Raw genomic sequence first — 18343 nt, forward strand, 5'->3', positions numbered from 1 at the left:
ATAACTTATGGCCCAATCTGGACTAGACCTTTTCCCATATACTCGCATGCGTAGAATGCGCCGTAATGATTTCTCTCGTCGCCTTATGGCTGAAAACCAGCTGAGTGTTAATGATCTTATTTATCCTGTTTTTGTGCTTGAAGGTAAAAACCGTCGTGAAAGCATTGAATCGATGCCCGGCATTGAACGTTTATCAATTGATTTACTGCTAGAAGAAGCTAAAGAATTAGTTGATTTAGGCGTCCCTGCGCTCGCTATTTTCCCTGTTACGCCTGCAGATAAAAAATCTCTACTCGCTGAAGAAGCGTATAACGATGATGGCTTAGCACAAAGAACTGTTCGCGCATTAAAAGAAACCTTTCCAGAGCTTGGCGTGATCACCGATGTTGCACTTGATCCATTTACTGTGCATGGTCAAGACGGCATTATTGATGATGCAGGTTATGTAATTAATGACGTCACTACCGAAATTTTAGTTAAGCAGGCGCTATCACACGCACATGCAGGTGCTGATGTTGTTGCCCCATCGGACATGATGGACGGGCGTATTGGTGCAATTCGTGAAGCCCTTGAAGCCGATGGCTTTATTCACACTCGCATTATGGCCTATTCAGCAAAGTATGCATCAAGCTACTATGGCCCATTTAGAGATGCTGTCGGTTCAGCAGGAAACTTAAAAGGCGCTGATAAAAAAACTTACCAAATGGATCCTGCCAACTCTGATGAAGCTATTCGTGAAGTAGCTCTTGATTTGCAAGAAGGCGCCGATATGGTAATGGTTAAGCCAGGTATGCCTTATTTAGACATTGTACGCCGCGTTAAAGATGAATTTGGTGTACCAACATTTGCTTATCAGGTAAGTGGTGAGTACGCGATGCATAAAGCCGCTATTGATAACGGCTGGCTGAGTGAGGAAGCCACTATTATGGAGTCTCTATTAGCATTTAAACGTGCAGGTGCTGATGGCATTCTGACTTACTTTGCAAAGCAAGCTGCCCGCTATTTAAATAAGTAATAAAAGCATATTGATATAAAAGGGCTTTATTGCCCTTTTTTTTATGTTTAAGAACAACACATAGTTGGCATTTATGCAGCGTTACCCCCTATTTTTATAGATAGTAATCACACTACACAGGCTCTGCCTTACCTAAAACCAAACACACAACTGTACGTTCTACCTCAAAAAATAACAAAACTTAATATTGTTAACATTCTGTATTCTATTTGTAATCATTTTTCATTACACTAAGCGTCCCATTTGGGGAAACAAAAACACGGGAAAAAATAATAATGTTGAAAACAAAAATAACGCCATTGGCGCTTGTGTTAGCAAGCCTCAGTGCACCCGCTACCGCTAACCTCGTTATATCAGAATACGTAGAGGGCAGTAGCTATAATAAAGCAGTAGAACTATTTAATAATTCGACAACCCCACTGTCATTGGATGGCTACACCCTAAGTCTCTATTCAAATGGCAATACAGAGGCAAACAATACGCTCGATTTAACCGGTGAACTTGCTGCTAATAGCACGTATGTCATTGTTAATGGTAATGCTTCAGTTGAATTAAAAGAAAAAGCAGATCAACTCAGCGCCGTCACTAACTTTAATGGTGATGACGCACTGGTACTTACGCAAGGCTCAACCGTTATTGACAGCTTTGGTCAACGCGGCGTAGATCCAGGTTCATTTTGGTCTGAAGGTGGCGTACAAACGCAAAATAAAACACTGCGCCGTAAAGAAACTCAATTAAACGGACGCACTGATGCCGATGGCGCTTTTAATCCAAGTGAGCTATGGCTGCAATTTGATCAAGATGATTTTAGTGATCTAGGTATCTTTGCAGGGAATTCTTCACCTAATCCAGATCCTGAGCCAGAACCTGAAGATCCTTTACTATGTGGCGCTGATAAAACATTAATTAGCAGTATTCAAGGTGAAGGCGCAAGCAGTCCACTGGTTAACACTGTGGTTGAATTTGAAGGCGTTGTGACAGCTGATTTCCAAGCAGATGATCAGCTCAAAGGCTTTTTTGTAAATTCACTTAATAGTGATGAAGATACAAATCCCCTTACTTCTGAAGGTGTATTTGTTTACTTTACCAATACTGATGTTAATGTTGGCGACCATGTTCGCGTACAAGGTACTGTTGAAGAGTACTTTGATGCCACCCAAATTGGTAATGTTAGCCAAGTTGCTATTTGTGATACCGGCCTTTCAGCTTATCCGACTAAAATCACTTTACCCGTTATCGATCAAAGTGAGTTAGAAGCATTTGAAGGTATGTTGGTGACCCTAGAGCAGCCATTAGTTGTCACGAATAACTATGGTTTAGGTCGTTACGGTGAATTAGAGCTTGCCACCGAACGTTTATATCAAGGGACACAAGTTGCACTTCCTGGTGCGGCAGCAAATGCGGTTGAAGCGCAAAATCTAACTAAAAAAAATACTCGTAGATGATGGCTCAACTCGTCAAAATCGCGACCCTATTGCTTACCCTGTACCTGGATTATCAGCAGAGAATACGCTGCGTACTGGCGATACAGTAAATACCGTTACTGGCGCCCTAGCGTACAGTTTTAGCACTTACCGTATTCACCCAACGGTCACACCTCAGTTTATAGCAACGAATCCGCGTACCGATGCACCAGAGTTAAACCCTGACGCTGATTTACGTGTTGCCAGCTTTAACGTACTTAACTACTTTAATGGCGACGGCCAAGGCGGCGGTTTCCCAACTAGCCGAGGCGCTGACTCAGAAGTAGAATTAATTCGTCAGCAGGCCAAACTAGTTAGTGCTATCAGTGCTATGCAAGCTGATGTGATTGGCTTAATGGAAATTGAAAATGACGGCTTTGGCGAATCTAGCGCAGTTGCAAGCTTAGTAAATGCACTTAATGATGCCGACAGTCAAAATCAATATGCATTTGTGGACTTTGGCGTTGATAAAATCGGCACCGACGCTATTACTACCGCGCTTATTTATCGTGCTAATAAAGTACAGCAAGTAGGAACAGCAGCGATTACAACTGACGCGCCTTTTGACTACAGCAATCGCGCACCTATTGCGCAAAGCTTTAAGTCTTTAGAGACAGAAGAAGTCTTTACTGTTGCCGTTGCTCACTTAAAATCTAAAGGTGGTTGTGGAAGTGCAACTGGTGGAAACGCTGATCAAAATGACGGCCAAGCATGTTGGAACGAAATTCGAACTGCTGGCGCCAATGCATTTGCTGATTGGTTAAATAGCAAACCAACAGGGGTTGATGATGAAGATATCATTCTTGTTGGCGACATGAACGCCTATGCAATGGAAGATCCTATCCGTGCATTTGCTGATAAAGGCCTTAAAAATGTGGTTGCTGAGCTAGATGGCAACACTTTAGGTTACTCTTATAGCTTTTCTGGCCGAGCGGGTAGTTTAGATCACGCCCTAGTCAGTCCAAGCTTATTAAATAAAGTAGTCAGTGCAACCGATTGGCACATTAATGCCGATGAGCCTATCTCGCTTGATTATAATGTTGAATTTAAATCTGACGCACAACAATCAACCTTATATGCTCAAGGTCCTTACAGAGCGTCAGATCATGACCCTGTTATTGTCGATATTCGCTCGACCATTATCGCGCCACCTGAGCCAGAACCTGAAGTAATTATTGGCGAAATTAATAATATTGGCGGGTGGTTTTGGTGGAAAAGCTACAGCTTTGAAATCCCACAAGGTTATGACGAGCTAACGGTTAGCCTTGACGGTGGCTGGGGTGATGCAAACTTATTTGAACGCCATAAAAGAAACCCGACTCTTTTCAGAAAAGATTGCGCCTCAATAAGCTTCGGTAATAGCGAAAGCTGTTCATTTACCAACCCTAAAGAAGGTAAGTGGCGAGTGCGTGTAAACGGCGCCATTCCTTTTGGTAATGTTAAATTAACGTACAAAGCAACAAAGTATGCTGATTAAGCTTAATTAGTCGGTTAACAATTAGGTATTGTGACCTAAAATATCTATATAGTTACTCAAAAGCCGCTTTCGCGGCTTTTTTATTTTTTATACAAATGTAATTCAGACAAGCTTCAGCAAACATTGCTTACTATCTATGCAAACCTTGATATGGCCTTTATCAAATTTCACACCTTTCATTTATTGTTTAATAAATACAAAGTGTGAAGCTGCGTTACTACACCTGCGCTAAAACGATAATTGCCCAGTCCTGCTAACCCATATAAAAACCATTGAGATAGACGTTACTCTCGCTGTAAATATATTTTTATAAAGGATTCAAAATGAAAGAACGCATTCACCTTATATCAACTTGTCAAAGGGCTTTTAAACCTTTGGTAGGGATGTTGATAGTTTTTTCACTGTGGGGAACGAACAACGCCATTGCAGCAACCTCATTAGAAGCGGCAATACCACAAGGCAGCTTATTTGATGTGATAAGTGCGCGTGCTAAAAAGCTTGCTGAGCAAGATTACATTGCACCTAAAAACATACAAATAGAAGCGCTCAATAGTATTGATTATCAAGACTACCGCTCAATCCGCTTCAAACACGATCAATCGGTATGGAAAGATGAAGGGCTTTATGAGCTGCAACTGTTTCACCCAGGTTTTTTATATAAAACCCCAGTCAAAATCAATATCGTTGATCAAGATGCCAAGCTTAGCCGTCTCCCATTTAGCACAGACTTTTATCAATATGATGGAACAGCAGCACACCTAAAAGATGAAATAGCAAAAAGTGTTGAAGGTACACAGTTAGGGCATGCTGGTTTTAGATTGCATTACCCACTAAATAACGATGACTATAAAGATGAAATTGTGGTGTTTCAGGGCGCTTCTTATTTTCGCCTAGTTGGACCTAATCAAGTTTATGGCTTATCAGCACGCGGATTGGCAATTGATACCGCACAAACATCTGGTGAAGAGTTTCCTTCATTCAAAGAGTTTTGGTTAGTAAAACCAACACCAGAGCAAACTAATATTACTATTTTTGCTTTACTCGATAGCCCATCGGTAGCCGGAGCCTACAAGTTTGAAATAGACCCAAACACACAGACACGAGTTAACGTCGACATGCAAATTTTTGCGCGTAAAGATGTTAAAAAGCTAGGTATAGCGCCATTAACGAGCATGTTTTATCACGGTGAAAATAGCACTAAGTTTTTTGATGATTACCGCCCTGAAGTACATGATTCAGATGGTTTGCTCACGCAGTCACAAGAGAGTAATTGGGTATGGCGTCCGCTTAATAATCCATCCCAACTCAGTGTAACCTCTTTTTCATATGAGAATCCAAAAGGCTTTGGCCTTGTGCAGCGTGACCGTGACTTTAATAACTACTTTGATATAGAAGCGCATTACCATGACCGCCCTAGCCTTTGGATAGAACCACAAGGTGAATGGGGCAATGGCCGTGTTGAGCTAGTAGAAATTCCAACAGATACTGAAACAAACGATAATATTGTAAGTTATTGGGTTCCTGAAAAGCCGTTCAAAGCAGGAGAGGCATTAAAGTTTAGCTATAAGATGACGACGTTTAATGATTATCTAAGCCAAAATAATTTGGCCAAAGTAGCTAGAACGCGTATTGGTAGTGCCGCATTACCTGGTGAAGATAATCCACCGCCAAAAAGCCATCGTCAATTTACTGTTGACTTTACCGGCCCTGATATCAATCAGTTATCAGCAAAATTAGCACTTAGCGCAGATCTTCAGCTTACTACCGGTGAAGCCCGCGATATTACAGTGCAAAAATTACCAAAATCATTAGGTTGGCGTGTTGCTTTTAAAGTCGCTCCCCAAGGTAGTGATCCTGTAGATATGCGTTTATCGCTAAAGCTACGTAATAAAGAAGTGAGCGAGGTATGGAGCTATGTTTGGTATCCAAATGACATCAAGTAAACAAAGCGCAGGCACGCCGATGCCTTTTAAAACACTTCGTGTGTGGTTATTTGCTATCGCTGCTATTGGTCTTTCAGGCTATGGCATTTCAATTATGTTTGAAATTTTAAACTCAAATGGCATGACCTTGCTTGAGTATGCACTTCTTGCTTTATTTTCTATTACTTTTGCGTGGATAGTCACCGCATTTTGTAGTGGTTGTATTGGTTTTATACTGCAGCTATTTCGGATAGATCCACTCACACTTAAAAAAATAAAGCCGGTCTCTATTAACAGTGAAGCACTATCACAGCAAAAAACAGCTGTGGTTATGCCTATATATAACGAAGATACGCACAGAGTGATTGCAGGCTTTGAAGTCAGCTTACAATCATTAAAAGCGACAGGGCAATTAAAACACTTTGATTTTTATTTACTAAGCGATACACAAGACGCAACTATTGCTAGTAATGAATTAAGTGCATGGCATGCGTTATGTGAGCGCTTAGGTGATACTGCAAAGCAGGTATTTTATCGTCGCCGTGAAGATAACAAACATCGTAAAGTGGGTAACTTAACCGACTTTTGTGAGCGCTGGGGTAGCCAATACGAGCATATGATTGTATTGGATGCCGATAGTGTAATGACTGGCCAATGCATGCTAGAGCTCACTACCAGTATGCTAAATAATCCACAAGCGGGATTGATTCAGACTATCCCTATTCCTGTGCGCCAAGATACCTTTTTTGGACGCTTTTTACAGTTCGCTTCAATTCTTTATAGTCCAATGTTAGCTACCGGCTCTGCTTTTTGGCAGACCGACAAAGCCAATTACTGGGGCCATAATGCCATTATTCGCGTCAAAGCATTTATTGATTGCTGTGGCTTGCCAACACTAAAAGGTAAAGCGCCTTTTGGTGGTGAAATTTTAAGTCATGATTTTGTGGAAGCCTCTTTATTACATAGCGCGAATTGGGACGTATTATTACTTGCCGATATTGAAGGCAGTTACGAGGAAGTTCCGAGCAACATATTAGATTATGCTGTACGCGATAGACGCTGGGTTCAAGGTAATATTCAACACCTTGGCTTATTATCATCAGCAAAATTAAAGCTAATGAGTAAGCTGCATTTTTTACTGGGTGCAACCGCGTATATATCATCACTCATTTGGTTATCTATGCTGGCGTTAAGTACCATAGATGCGGTAACACGCGCTTTAAATAGTGATGTCTATTTTAATCGCGCCTATCAACTATTTCCAACTTGGCAAATAGCCAAAACAGAACTCATTGACTCATTACTTTACCTAACTATCATTATTTTATTATTGCCTAAACTCATGGGCGTGATTGTTACCTTAGTACACCGTAAGCAGCGCTTTGGTGGTGCATTAAAACTTACTTTAGGGTCTATAATTGAAACCGTATTTGCCATTATTGTGGCACCATTAATGATGGTTTTTCATGCATATTTTGTAGTCTGTGTATTTTTAGGTAAAAAAGTAAAATGGGACGCTCAACCGCGTGAAGGCAGAATGGTGCCATGGAAAGAAGCGTTTAGTTATACATTGCTTTCTTCGCTGATTGCCATTGTATGGGGTAGCGTTGCTTATTACTTTACGCCAGTCTTTTTTTGGTGGTTATCTCCTATTTTATTAGGACTCATACTCGCTGCACCTATTGTGCGCTATTCAAGTAGTATCAAGCTAGGCGTTAAGCTCAGACAATGGGGGATTTTTCTCTGCCCGAGTGAAGTCGATAATGATGTAACATTAGCGGCACTTAAAGTACACCTCAAAGAGATAACCGTTCCACCTGCAGGGCGTTATTCAACAGCAATACCGCTGTTACCACAAGAACACAAAGTAACCATGCCTATTCAGAGCTTTAGTAGTGAATCACATCGTAAGAAGTTTAAAGCACTCATTACAAAAACAGCTAATAAGCTAAATTAATACCAATTCGCTTAATTAAGTCAGCTATTTTGAAGATTGGTATAGTCATAATAAATAAAAAAGGAGCAACTAACTGTTGCTCCTTTTTTATGACCGCACGCTTTAATTTTCGAGCTTAATAACCTTCAGACAATAAAAAACCCGCAACAAGTGCGGGTTTTTTTAAAGAGTTAAAGTGCTAATTACTTAGCTGCTTTTTTCTCTTTTTCTGCAGCGATTACTGTGTCAGCTACGTTTTGTGGACATGGTGCGTAGTGTGAGAACTCCATAGAGAACTGACCACGACCTGATGTCATTGTACGTAGTGAACCGATGTAACCGAACATTTCTGATAACGGTACGTCTGCTTTAATGCGAACGCCAGTTAAACCAGCTTCTTGGTCGCTTAACATACCACGACGACGGTTAAGGTCACCGATTACGTCACCTACGTGATCTTCTGGCGTGAACACGTCAACTTTCATGATTGGCTCAAGAAGTTGTGCACCCGCTTTAGGGATAGACTGACGGAAAGCGCCTTTAGCTGCGATTTCGAATGCGATTGCTGATGAATCCACGGCGTGGAAGCCACCGTCGAAAAGTTCAACTTCAACGTCAAGTACTGGGAAGCCAGCTAGAACACCTTCGTTCATCATTGACTTAAAGCCTTTCTCAACTGCAGGCCAGAATTCTTTAGGTACGTTACCACCAACAACTGAAGATGTGAACGTGAAACCAGAACCCACTTCGCCAGGCTTGATACGGTAATCGATTTTACCGAATTGACCAGAACCACCAGATTGTTTCTTATGCGTGTAGCTATCTTCGATTTCACGAGTGATAGTTTCACGGTAAGCAACCTGTGGTTGACCAACGATAAGGTCTACACCGTAAGTACGCTTAAGGATATCTACTTTGATATCTAAGTGAAGCTCACCCATACCTTTAAGGATAGTTTCACCTGAATCTTCATCAGTTTCAACTTGGAAAGATGGATCTTCTGCAACCATTTTACCGATAGCAACACCCATTTTCTCATTACCGCCTTTATCTTTAGGCTGTACAGCAATCGAGATTACTGGAGTTGGGAATACCATTGGCTCAAGTGTTACTGGGTGCTTAGGATCACAAAGAGTGTGACCAGTTTGCACGTTCTTCATACCAACGATAGCGATGATATCGCCCGCTTGCGCTGAAGTAAGCTCTTTACGCTCATCTGCTTGCATCTCAACCATACGGCCAACACGCTCAGTTTTACCAGTAAATGCATTAAGGATAGTGTCACCCTTGTTAAGCACACCAGAGTAGATACGTACGAATGTTAATGCACCGAAACGGTCATCCATGATCTTAAATGCTAACGCTTTGAAAGGTTCGTCAGCAGATACGATTGCATGCTCGCCGTTTTCGTTACCTTCTTCATCCATAAGAGGTTGAGGATCAACTTCTGTAGGAGCAGGTAGGTAATCTACTACTGCGTCAAGTACAAGTTGCATACCTTTGTTTTTGAATGCAGAACCACAGAATGTAGGGAAGAACGCAAGGTCACGAGTACCTTTACGGATACAACGCTTGATGTCTTCGATTGAAGGGATTTCACCTTCCATGTACGCTTCCATTAGGTCATCGTCTTGCTCTACAGCAGTTTCGATAAGCATTTCATGGTATTCATCAGTTTTCTCTACCATGTCTGCAGGAACGTCTTCAATAGTGTAGTTTTCTGGAAGACCTGTCTCATCCCAGATGTATGCTTTTTTGTTTAAAACATCAACAACACCACAGAACTCATCTTCGATACCGATTGGTAAAGTCATGATAAGTGGAGTAGCACCAAGTACTTTTTGTACTTGCGCTGTTACACGGAAAAAATCAGCACCCATACGGTCTAATTTGTTTACGAAGATGATACGTGCAACACCTGACTCATTCGCGTAGCGCCAGTTAGTTTCTGATTGTGGCTCAACACCACCAGAACCACAGAATACACCCACACCGCCATCTAATACTTTAAGTGAACGGTAAACTTCAACGGTGAAGTCAACGTGTCCAGGAGTATCGATAACGTTAAAACGGTGATCTTTCCAGAAACAGCTTACTGCCGCAGACTGGATAGTAATACCGCGCTCAGCTTCTTGATCCATGAAATCGGTAGTCGATTCACCATCATGAACCTCACCTGTTTTGTGGATAGTACCTGTAAGCTTTAGGATACGCTCAGTAGTTGTGGTTTTACCCGCATCAACGTGCGCGAAAATACCAATGTTTCTGTACTTCGATAAATCTGCCATTAATTTTACTCTTAATAAAGTCGATAAATTATTCGGCGGGAGTATAGCATTACTTAAAGCGAACATCACCATAGAAGTCGCTTAAAATGCAATCAATTTATAAAAAACTTGCTTTAAAGATATTTTGAGGTATGAGATGGGCTTAAAAGAGGCATATTATAAACTGTATTTTAACGACTTAAGTCTTTATCAGCGTCATTGTTGAACATCAAAAGCGCAATCGGATGATGACATGAAGCAAACACAATTATTTTGCTCCATGTAAATCGTTAGTAAAATCACTCAAAACTCATAGTTTTGACTTTGTCGCTAATAACTAAATTACCCGCAGTTTTGGCTTTGATTTCATCAATAGTCACACCGGGTGCGCATTCTAATAAATGAAAAGCGCCATCTTTTATTTCTAATAGAGCCAAATCAGTAATTACTTTATTAATACACCCAACACCGGTTAACGGTAGGTTGCATTCATTCAGTAGCTTTGATTCACCGTGTTTATTAGCATGGGTCATAGTGCAAATAATGTTTTTTGCCCCAGCCACTAAATCCATCGCCCCGCCCATACCTTTGACCAATTTATTAGGGATCATCCAACTGGCAATGTTGCCGTTTTGGTCCACTTCAAACGCACCCAGCACGGTTAAATCAACGTGGCCACCACGGATCATGGCAAAGCTTTCAGCAGAGCTAAAAATAGCGGCACCCGTAGCTGCGGTTACTGTTTCTTTTCCTGCGTTGATCATATCGGCATCTACATTTTCAGCGCTAGGATAGGGCCCCATGCCCAGTAACCCATTTTCTGATTGCAGCATTACCTCAATGCCCTTAGGCACATAATTGGCCACCAATGTAGGTATCCCTATTCCTAAGTTAACGTAGTAGCCATCTTGTAATTCCATTGCCACGCGTTTTGCTATTTGCTCTCGTGTTAATGCCATTATGTGCTCCTTAGGACTTTGCCGCTCGAGTAGTGGTTTTTTCAATACGCTTTTCAAACTCACCTTTAATAACGCGATCGATATAAATACCTGGCGTATGAATTTGGCTTGGCTCAAGCTCTCCGGGCTCGACAATTTCTTCAACCTCTAATACGGTAATTTTACCAGCGGTGGCTGCCATAGGATTAAAGTTCATCGCTGTATGACGATAAATACAATTACCGTAGCGATCCGCTTTCCATGCTTTAACAATGGCAAAGTCACCGATTATACTGGGCTCTAATAAATATTCGCGCCCCTTGATTGAACGGGTTTCTTTACCTTCAGCCACAGGCGTACCGACACCCGTTGCGGTATAAAACGCTGGAATTCCGGCGCCGCCTGCGCGCATTTTTTCGGCTAGCGTCCCTTGTGGCGTTAGTTCAACATCTAACTCGCCACTAAGTAATTGTTGCTCGAAAAGTGCGTTTTCACCGACGTAAGAAGCGACCATTTTACTAATTTGTTTATCTTCAAGTAGTAATCCAAGCCCAAAACCATCAACACCACAATTATTAGATACTACGGTTAAATTACGTGTCCCTTGGCGTTTAATTTGTGCAATCAAGCCTTCAGGAATACCACACAAACCAAAACCACCAGCAATCACGGTCATGCCATCTTCAAGCCCAGTCATAGCGTCACTGTAGCTTGTTACTACTTTATCAAAACCTGCCATTGGCTCCCCCTTATTGTGCAGTCCAACCGCCATCAATGGCGATTGCTTGAGCGGTAATGTTGCGTGCAGCATCTGCCATTAAAAAACTCACGGTATGCAAGATTTCGTCTAAGCCGATAAATGCCTTTTTCGGCATGGGTGCCAGCATAATGGTGTCAATTACTTGCTGCTCAGAAATACCATGCTCTCTGGCTTGTGCGGCAATTTGCTGCTCCACTAATGGCGTTTTTACATACGCTGGGCACACTGTATTAATAGTAATATTGGCATCACCTGTTTCTAATGCCATGGTTTTAGCAAAGCCAATTAAGCCATGCTTCGCGGCGATATAAGCAGATTTATACTTAGAGGCCACCATGGCGTGAATAGAACCTATATTAATGATGCGGCCAAAATCTTGCTCACGCATGCGTGGCAGTACCGCTTTACTCATCATTGCGGGACCTACCAACATCACTTGCTGTAAAAGCAGCCACTTATCTGCAGGAAAGTCTTCTAATTTCGCTACATGCTGTATTCCTGCATTATTAATTAATACATCCACAGGTAGCGTAAAAGTGCTAAAAAAATCTTCAATCGCTTGGCTATCTGCCACATTCAATGCATAGCCCTGAGCGTTACCGCCCTGATTAACTATTTTTTGCGCGGCTTGTTGAGCTACCTGTTCATTAAGATCGGTCACAATAATGCTATGCCCAGCTCGGGCTAGCTGCTCAGCAATGTGTAGCCCTATACCACTAGCCGCGCCGGTGATTAATACGTTTTTACTCATACTGCTACTCCTCTAAAAATTCACTGATCAGCTGCGCTTTAGGCGAGATTGAAAAAATTCCATCGAGATGCCCCCAGCCGCCTTCAATTTCAGAAAGCTGAACCTCTTTCCCCAGCGACTTCATTGACTCATATACAGTGCGCATATTTTCAGGGCGTAGCAGTAAATCATTGGTTGCAGGCAATAACAGTGTTTTAGCGCTAATTTTTTTAAGTGCTGCGCTTAAGTTCCCTTCCATACCGGCAGTAAACAGTTGTGATGCCCGTACCAAATACAATACATGATTTGCATCTTGGGTTTTTGCACGCGCCATTGCACGCTGTGCTAGTACTTGGTTTAACTTAGGTAAGGTACGAATGTCTTTTAACGCACCTTCATCAAGTACGTTAAAGTCAGGGAAGCTAGCGTTATAAATAATTGGATGCATCGCATCTTGGGTAATATTTAACATGGTTGCGGCAAGTCCATCTAATGGGCGCTCCTTGTCGTAGTAATTACCTTGCTGCCAGTTTTTATCTAAACGAATGGGGAGTGCCCATTTTTCAAGCGCAGCGACAGTCCATGCATCCATGGTTGCTGCACCAATAACATGGATTAGGCGTTCAACCTGATCTGGATAACGCGTTGCCCACTCTAGCGCCTGAAAAGAGCCCATAGATGCGCCCATCACGGCATGTAATTTAGTAATGCCCAAACTCTCTAATAAGCGTTTTTGTACGTTAACAAAATCAGTAATAGTAACCACTGGAAAATCCAAGCCATAAGGTTTACCTGTCGCAGGGTTAATTGATGCAGGACCCGTAGTGATTACGTGTGGGTCATGCCAATTAGCATTGACTAAGGTGTCAGAGCTGATCACAAAATACTTGTTAGTATCTATGGCTTTTCCTGGGCCAATTAACGCATCCCAGTATCCTGCTGCGGCGTCGTCGGCTGAATATTTACCTGCTGCATGAGAGGTTCCTGAAAAATAATGAGTGATCAAGATTACATTATCTTTGGCTTTGTTAAGCTCACCATAACTTTCCCAACCAATATCAACCTGTGGCAACGTTGTGCCAGAAACCGTTGTGAAGTTTTCTGTGCTGAAATGTTGCTTTTCTACTAGTAACGGCTCGGCTTTATCAGCGCCAGACACCGTACTACTAAATAAAAACAGCAACCCTATTATTAATATTGTTTTCATTGCAATTCCTTAAAAAGTGATGAATAAGCTCAGCGCAAGAGCCACCCCAACCAATGGGATAACCACCGTCAATGCGGCTAATGGCCAATAAGCGCGTTGATGTGTTTCTTTACAAATGGCACGTATAGTTGTGACCACGTAACCATTATGTGGCAGGCTGTCTAATGCACCAGAACTAATAGCAACCACTCTGTGTAATTGCTCTGGATTAACCCCCATATCCAAATATCCAGGAGCCACAAGCGGTAGTGCAATCGCTTGCCCGCCGGATGCTGAACCCGTTAATCCGGCTATTACGCTCACGGCAACAGCAGCCCCCACTAACTCATTACCTGGCATATGAGTCATAGCATCAACAGCAGCAATAAACGCCGGTGATACTTTAGCCACTGCGCCAAACCCTACTACAGCAGCAGTGTTACCTATAGCAACTAAGGCGCCAGTGGTACCCATATTGATGGCATTTGCCATGTTATGAAAATACTTGTAATTGATGACCACAATACTTAAAACACCACCAAGCAACGCCACAATTAGTGCGGTTTGTTGTAAAACATCATGCAACATAAATGATAAGAGTAGCACCACCAGCAAAGGAATTACGCCGGTGATTGGATGAGGGCGTTCACGCTCTAAAATAATTGGGTCATCGTCTCTTGCAGCAAAACGCTCACCTTTGGCAACCGCCTTTTTAATCATTTTATTTAGCCAAAAGTAACCGACTGTTGCCATAAAAATGGCCACTACTAAGCTTACTTCCCATGCCGCATAGGGTGAGGTACCTAAATGCTTTACGGGTATCCAATTTTGAATTTCAGGCGAGCCCGCAGAGGTCATAGTGAATGTCACTGAGCCAAACGCTAATGTTGCGGGTATAAAGCGCCGCGGCAAATCGGCATCTTTAAATAAACTGAGCGCCATCGGGTAAACCGAAAACGCCACAATAAATACACTGACTCCGCCATAAGTCAGCACGGCACAAGCAATCACCACCGCCAGCACCGCATGCTTCATACCTAACTTGCCAACAATGTAACTGGCTACACTATCTGCTGCACCAGTATCTTCCATAAACTTACCGAACAACGAGCCCAGTAAAAACATAAAAAACCATGCACTTAAAAATCCAGCAAAGCCATCCATGTACGCGTTAATAAAATTACTGTCGGCAGTCACCGGGAATATAGCCATCCCGCTTGTTAGTGCCACCAACAATGCACATATTGGCGCGGCAATAAATAAATTGACCCCGCGCAACGTTAAAATTATCAGCAGTATTAAACCGCCTAACAGCCCTATCATGCTCAGCATAGACATTCCTATAATTATTGTTATTACCCAGATGAGGTGACATCGCAGTAACTGTTGTTAGTTTTATCGCTCAGCGCAAATAAAGACATAGCACTAAGGTACTATACGTTATAAAACTTACACAAAAATCATATAAGTCAAGGTGTTAAGCTTTTATAGCACTATGGTACTAATTCATTTTTTAACACTATCTTCTACATTAAGTGCAGGTGACATGAGCAAACAAATAATCAACTAATAACAACAGGAACACACCAATGATAAAGCTCAAACAAAATATCACACCCGTTACACTCGCTGTTTCACTCGCCTTATTAAGTGCAACAAGTGTGGCAGCTGAACAAGCGCCTAAAGTAAAAAAAGCAGAGTTAGAGCGAATAGAAGTAACCGCTCGCAAAACCGTTGAAAACTTACAAGAAGTTCCGGTTGCCGTAACCTCAATTGGCGCACAAGAATTAGCAGAAAACGGCATCAGCGTAATGACTGAAGTACAGCAGTTTTCACCCAACACTACGCTACAATCAAGCCGAGGCACTAACTCTACCATCACTGCGTTTATTCGCGGTGTAGGTCAGCAAGACCCGCTTTGGGGCTATGAACCTGGCGTAGGTATTTACATTGATGATGTATACATCGCCCGCCCGCAAGGTGCCGTGCTCGACTTACTTGATGTACAACAAATTGAGGTGTTACGTGGCCCACAAGGTACGCTATATGGCAAAAACACTATTGGTGGTGCAGTTAAGTATGTCACCAAAGAAATGAGCGGAGATGCAACGCTAAATATTCAAGGCACCGTAGGCAGCTACAGCCAAAAAGATTTAAAAGTCACTGGGCAGCTCCCGCTTATTGACGAAAAACTCTATGTTGGTTTTGGTTTTGCCACATTGAACCGTGATGGCTATGGTGAATTTTTAACGTCAGCGCTTGATAATCAAGACCGCGAAAACTATAACAAAGATGTTACCGCAGCACGGGTTACGTTAGAGTACACCCCTACCGATGACTTATTCTTTCGTTTAGCGTGGGATAAAACCGATGATGACTCCAATGCGAAAGGCGGGTATCGCTTACTTCCAAGCTTGTTAACGAATGCACCTGTGCCAGATAGCGTGTATGACTCTTATACTAGTTTACCTACATGGAACAAAGTAGAACTTGAAGGTATGAGCTTAACTGCTCGCTGGGATATGAGCGCAAACACCAGCATTAAATACGTTGCAGCAACAAGAGAGAGCTATTCACCAACCAATATCGACTTTGATAATACCTCTTTACCTATTTTTGATGTTCCAGCCATTTATGACGATGAACAAACCACGCATGAGTTGCAGCTAAATCACAGTGGCGATAACTACAAATTAGTATCGGGCTTATATTACTATGATGGTGAATCGTGTGGCCAGTTTGAAGCAATATTAGGTGTGCTTGGTCAAAGTTTAGGTGCCCCTGGGCTTACGCGTGAAGTAAGCGGTTGCAGCAATTCCACCAGCAAAGCGGCTTATATACAAGGAAGCTACGACTTTGATGAAAAATGGTCAATGACACTTGGCGCTCGCTATACCAAAGACAGCAAAGAAGCGATTGTAAATAATGGTCTTATTTTTGACATTGTTTACCCTGAATCAGGTTGGATCCCGGGTTATGTTCGCCCAGAAGGACAACTCGTGCCTACGGTACTAGATGACAGCGAAGATTGGTCACGCTTTACGCCTCGTGCGGGTGTTGAATATCAATATAATAACGACATCATGTTTTTTGCTAGTTACTCGCAAGGGTTTAAGTCAGGGACATTTAATCCACGAGCTACAACAGCAGAACCTGCAGCAAGGCCCGAAGTGGTTGACTCTATTGAGTTAGGCATGAAAAGCGAATGGAATGATAATTTACGCGCAAATTTAACTGTATTCACACTTGATCATAAAGACCGTCAGTACATATCGGTATTACCCGGTGACAGCGCCGCCGATTTAAACCAGCGCTTAGGTAATATTGGCGAGTCTAAGTCTGATGGCGTTGAATTAGAACTTAGCTATGTTGCAAACGATGCACTAACTTTCGACGCGTCAATAGGTTACATCGACAGTAGTTTTGAAAATGTAATTGATACCAATCCTGATACCGGTGAAACATTTGATAAATCAGACCGTTTTAGTGTTTCAAACACCCCAGATCTAACTTTCAACTTAGGTGCTACCTATCGTTTATACACAGAAATGGGCGACTTCGTTATAAATGGTAATTATTACCATCGCGGTGATTATGCGTTATTCGAAGAAGATAGCCTCTTAACACAAGACGCCTACGGATTATTAAATATTGGTGTTACTTGGTACAGCGCAGATGGCCATTGGACTGCGGGTATTTATGGTAAAAACCTAACCGATGAAGAATACATGATTGGTGGTTATCAGTTTGTGGCTCCTGACCCATCAGATCCAACTGATACCAGCAAATACACACCGGGTCTTGGTGGCGATAATACCTTAATTGGTTATTACGGTGACCCCCGCACAATATCACTCACTGTGGGCTATCGTTTTTAAAATTTAATTTAAGCGTTAAGGTTTGTCTGTATATCCCCACAGACAAACCTTGTTTCACATCGCAAAATCACATATAACTTAATGCATTGGAGACTATTTGAAATGGCTTGTGCTGTGAATACCATAATTGCTGATGACCACCCTTTATTCAGAAGTGCGCTACGTCAAGCAGCAGCGACTTCTGTACCAGAACAATATATAAAAGAAACCAGCGATATCGATGGGTTATTTAGCTTATTAAAATCACACCCCGAGATAGAGCTGATATTTTTAGATTTAACAATTCCTGGCGCCAATGGTTTACAAGCGCTCTCGCAACTAAGAAATCAATACCCTGATATATTAATTATTATGGTATCGGCTAACGAAACCCCCACTATCATAAAACAAGCCATGAGCTTAGGTGCTGCAGGCTATATTCCAAAGTCATCATCCCTTGATGTGATCAGTGAAGCCATTGAACATGTACTCAATGGAGACTCTTGGTTGCCAACAGATATTGACTTAACTGATGTGGTTGTTAATGACGAACAGAGCAATTTTGCCCGCAACCTAGAAAAACTCACTCCACAGCAATACCGTGTACTCGCGATGATAGCCGACGGGCTCTTGAACAAACAAATTGCCTTTGAAATGTCGATTCAAGAAACCACCATAAAACAACATGTATCGGCCATTTTGCGAAAGCTGAATGTGTATAACCGTACCCAAGCAGGCATTTTGTTTAATCAGCTATCTCAAGTTGGTAAGTTAGAGGCGAGCTAATATAGT

General features: G+C 42.1%; 11 protein-coding genes and 1 pseudogene. 6 read left to right on the plus strand and 6 right to left on the minus strand.

The window, feature by feature from the left end; genetic code table 11:
- The first annotated feature begins 7 nt into the window (after positions 1-7).
- The 4 genes and pseudogenes from hemB (at position 8) to mdoH (ending at position 7834) form a co-directional block, all read left to right on the plus strand.
- The gene (gene hemB / locus L641_RS0114390; RefSeq protein ID WP_008108557.1) at positions 8-1015 is read left to right on the plus strand and encodes a porphobilinogen synthase; all 1008 of its coding nucleotides are present in this window, start codon (positions 8-10) and stop codon (positions 1013-1015) included.
- A gap of 275 nt (positions 1016-1290) precedes the next feature.
- Positions 1291-3955: pseudogene (locus tag L641_RS22355) on the plus strand (ExeM/NucH family extracellular endonuclease).
- Positions 3956-4278: 323 nt separating this feature from the next.
- Positions 4279-5898: a glucan biosynthesis protein G gene (locus L641_RS0114400; RefSeq protein ID WP_016899060.1), complete on the plus strand. Its 1620-nt coding sequence runs from the start codon at positions 4279-4281 to the stop codon at positions 5896-5898.
- Positions 5870-7834, plus strand: coding sequence for a glucans biosynthesis glucosyltransferase MdoH (mdoH, locus tag L641_RS0114405; protein WP_013466208.1), 1965 nt, complete (start codon positions 5870-5872; stop codon positions 7832-7834). The genes L641_RS0114400 and mdoH overlap by 29 nt, the downstream gene beginning before the upstream one ends.
- A gap of 182 nt (positions 7835-8016) precedes the next feature.
- Here the strand turns inward: mdoH and fusA are convergent, their stop codons facing one another.
- The 6 genes from fusA to L641_RS0114435 all read right to left on the minus strand — a co-directional run bounded on the left by fusA (position 8017) and on the right by L641_RS0114435 (position 15026).
- A complete protein-coding gene (gene fusA, locus L641_RS0114410) occupies positions 8017-10101 on the minus strand; it encodes an elongation factor G (protein WP_013466210.1) in 2085 nt (694 codons plus the stop codon).
- Between the two features lie 278 nt (positions 10102-10379).
- A complete protein-coding gene (locus L641_RS0114415) occupies positions 10380-11039 on the minus strand; it encodes a CoA transferase subunit B (protein WP_024602246.1) in 660 nt (219 codons plus the stop codon).
- Positions 11040-11049: 10 nt separating this feature from the next.
- A complete protein-coding gene (locus tag L641_RS0114420; RefSeq protein ID WP_024602247.1) occupies positions 11050-11757 on the minus strand; it encodes a CoA transferase subunit A in 708 nt (235 codons plus the stop codon).
- A 10-nt stretch (positions 11758-11767) separates the two neighbouring features.
- The gene (locus L641_RS0114425; protein ID WP_024602248.1) at positions 11768-12529 is read right to left on the minus strand and encodes a 3-hydroxybutyrate dehydrogenase; all 762 of its coding nucleotides are present in this window, start codon (positions 12527-12529) and stop codon (positions 11768-11770) included.
- A 4-nt stretch (positions 12530-12533) separates the two neighbouring features.
- Positions 12534-13715, minus strand: coding sequence for a homoserine O-acetyltransferase (locus L641_RS0114430; protein WP_013466215.1), 1182 nt, complete (start codon positions 13713-13715; stop codon positions 12534-12536).
- 9 nt (positions 13716-13724) lie between these two features.
- Positions 13725-15026: a GntP family permease gene (locus tag L641_RS0114435; protein ID WP_024602249.1), complete on the minus strand. Its 1302-nt coding sequence runs from the start codon at positions 15024-15026 to the stop codon at positions 13725-13727.
- 257 nt (positions 15027-15283) lie between these two features.
- On the opposite strand from L641_RS0114435, the gene L641_RS0114440 reads away from it, so the two are divergent.
- Positions 15284-17572, plus strand: a complete 2289-nt coding sequence (locus tag L641_RS0114440) for a TonB-dependent receptor (RefSeq protein ID WP_024602250.1) — start codon at positions 15284-15286, stop codon at positions 17570-17572.
- Positions 17573-17674: 102 nt separating this feature from the next.
- Positions 17675-18337, plus strand: coding sequence for a response regulator transcription factor (locus tag L641_RS0114445; protein WP_010392247.1), 663 nt, complete (start codon positions 17675-17677; stop codon positions 18335-18337).
- The last annotated feature ends 6 nt before the right edge of the window (positions 18338-18343 follow it).

The organism is Pseudoalteromonas sp. TB41, assembly GCF_000497975.1.
GTDB lineage: Bacteria > Pseudomonadota > Gammaproteobacteria > Enterobacterales > Alteromonadaceae > Pseudoalteromonas > Pseudoalteromonas tetraodonis.